Annotated in this window: 3 protein-coding genes; all 3 read right to left on the reverse strand. The window is 53.5% G+C overall.

Going from position 1 to position 2,835, the window contains the following annotated elements:
* Positions 1–186: hypothetical protein (locus AC3B8H_RS19995; RefSeq protein WP_488443276.1), on the reverse strand; the 186-nt coding region annotated here is incomplete at its 3' end.
* Positions 187–199: 13 nt separating this feature from the next.
* Positions 200–730: a YfiR family protein gene (locus tag AC3B8H_RS20000; RefSeq protein ID WP_488443277.1), complete on the reverse strand. Its 531-nt coding sequence runs from the start codon at positions 728–730 to the stop codon at positions 200–202.
* 82 nt (positions 731–812) lie between these two features.
* A partial coding sequence (locus AC3B8H_RS20005; protein ID WP_488443278.1) for a TOL_0244 family TonB-dependent receptor occupies positions 813–2,835 on the reverse strand: 2,023 nt, incomplete at its 5' end.

Here is a 2,835-nt window from a genome sequence, read left to right on the forward strand (position 1 = left end):
TGCGGATATATTCGAAGCGATTATATTGGCGATTAAAACCAATTGCTGTTCGGTTTCAATTTTGCGGGCAAAATATTCGTTAATCACAATGACCGACGTCGCTAGAAATAAAGTCATCATCGCTATCGCCGTCAAAATCGACACTAATTTAAGTTTGATCGGCGCATTGTTAAACCATTTACGCATGCCTTCACTCCGTCTAATTTTCGCCGACGATCTTCGCCAAGCGCAGCAGGTTGGAACTAATCGTCAACCCGGCCGCCTTGACGGCATGATGATTGATATGCAACTGAATCTTGCCGTCGACGTTGACCATGGCCACCATTCCGCCGGAATTGACGAAATCCAGGTTTTCCCCGATTGTCAGTATCCGCCGGTTTTGAATATCCAAGAATACTTGAGAAAGCAGACTGTTCGAAATCTCGCTGATAAACAAGATATGGCATTGGTTTAAATTCCTTAACTTCTCTGAATTTAAAGTCTTAATCGCCTTATTGCCGACAGCTTTGCCGTTGATGGAATCGAATGATTGCAACAACACATTATCGCCGACCAGGCAGACTTTCAATTGATTATCGGGATCGGTAAAGGCCTGATCCGGCCACTGGGTAAAACGGGCGAAATTCAGCGTCAACGCCGCCAATACCGCATATTGTTCCAACGCAACCGGCTCGCCGGAGGCGAAACGCAGGTAGCCCAGCATCACCGCGATTGCGCATGTTCTCGTCATATTCGACATATCGTGCTGGAAATTGGCGTTAAAAAGACGGTGTTAAAATAGTTAAATCCCAAACTCGGCCAAGTAACACGCGTTAAAAACTCCAACTGATTTTGCCGTACATACCGCGATCGATCAGGGTTGGGATCACCAAATTCTCCTGTATATATTCCAAATGGCTATTCGTTAATAAATTTTGCCCGACCAGCGAGATTTCCAATCCGGCCGCCGGCCGCCAGGCCAGCCTGGCGTCCATTGTAAGGTAGTCGCGAATATAGCGGTCGCCGCTGGACGTCGCGGAGGCATTGGTATCGACGTAGCGAAACCAGATATCGAAATCCAGTTCCGGAAGAACATTGATTGCGCTACGCAGATTGACCCGCTGTTGCGGACTCACGCCGATAAGCGCTTTTGCTGTCGATGGCAATTCGGTTTTCAACAGACTGTAGTTGGCGTCCCAGCGCCACCAATCCGACATTTGCCAAACCATCGCCAGCTCGACGCCATAGGTTTTGCTATTGAGATTGTTGCTGAACGGTAGCGGCTGGACTAAAACGCCCCGTAGCGGATCGAAGTAAGGCGTGCCTTGCACCGCATCGCGCAAGTGGGCGTAGTTGTTGTAAAACGCCGTCACATCCACCGACAAGGACTTGATCATCGTGGTGCGGTAGCCGATTTCGTAGGCGAGTACATCCTCGCTACGCTGGTTGCGATTGCCTTGCAAGGTCAGATCCACCGGCATGAAGAAGGGTGCCGCCGGCGGTACCACGGCTGTGGTCAAGCGTATATTCTCTTCACCCCGCGACGGCGTGCGCACCGCGCGGGACATCGCGGCCCAAAACCGATGATTCAAGTCGGGCGCCCACATCAGCCGCGCGGTCGGCTGGCCTTCGAAGCCGGTGAAATCGTTGTGCTCGAATTTGCAACCCAGCGTAAACCACAGGGTTTGATCGATCAGCTCCATCTCGTCTTGGACGAACGCGCTGTAGAGTTGGTTTTTCCGGTGAGCCGGCGACATATTGAAAATCGCGCTGGCACCGAGCCGGTCGGCGGTGAGTTGATATCCCAAGCCCCAGATGAGTTCGTGCTTATCCAATAAATTAAAGCGGTGTTGAAAATCCAGATCCAGCGTATCGCGGCCCTCGGACATCCAACTCTCGTTACGCCGGTAGTAGTCGTAAAACAGCTGCAAGGACAGGTCGGATTGAGTGGAAAACGTGTGCTGCCAGCGACCCAGAATATTGCCGCCGTGGGCTTCGGCCTTGTCGCGGCCCAGGTCGCCGTAGGGAGCAACCACGCTCGGTACCAGCAGGGTTTGATTCAGATGGCTGTGGTACAGATCGCCCTGCAATTTTAACTCGTCGGCCAGCGTCAGCCGGGAATCAATGCGAAACCCACCCTGCACCCGGTCCCAATCGTCGCCGGCACCGTTGCCGCGCGCGTCGGTATTCTGGTCGCGTTTGAAGCCCTTGGCGAACACGCGGCCGGTGGTATCCTCGCCCAACGCCCCGCCGTAACGAAACGCACCGAAGCCCTGCTCCTCGGTACCACCGCCGGCGGCGACCAAACCACCCTGGGTTTTCGAACTGTGCTTGGTGATGATGTTGATCACGCCGTTGACCGCGTTCGCGCCCCACAAGGTCGCGCCGGGTCCGCGTATTACTTCGATACGCTCGACATCCTCCATCATCACATCCTGGCTCTCCCAATACGTGCCGGAGAACAAACGGCTGTAGGTATTGCGCCCGTCGATCAATACCAACAATTTATTGGCGAAGCGGGCATTGAAGCCCCGCGCGCTGACCGCCCACTTGTTGGAATCGATGCGCGCCACATCCAGTCCCGGCGCCATCCGCAGAGCCTCCGGTATGCTGGTGGCGCCGGAGCGTTTGATGTCTTCGTTGCTGATCACGAATATCGCGGCGGCCGCGTCGTTCAAGGCTTGGGCTTTTTTCGACACCGAGGTTACTTCGACGTTGAGCAAATCCTCGACATTCAACTCCAATGCGTCTTTCGCATCCGTCGCGGCATGAACCACGTTCGCAAAGACTATTAGAAAACTGGCGATTAATTTATTCATAGCCTGTAATTTACCAACGAGTTTAGAAATAGCTTGG

The organism is Methylomonas sp. BG-2 (assembly GCF_057766305.1).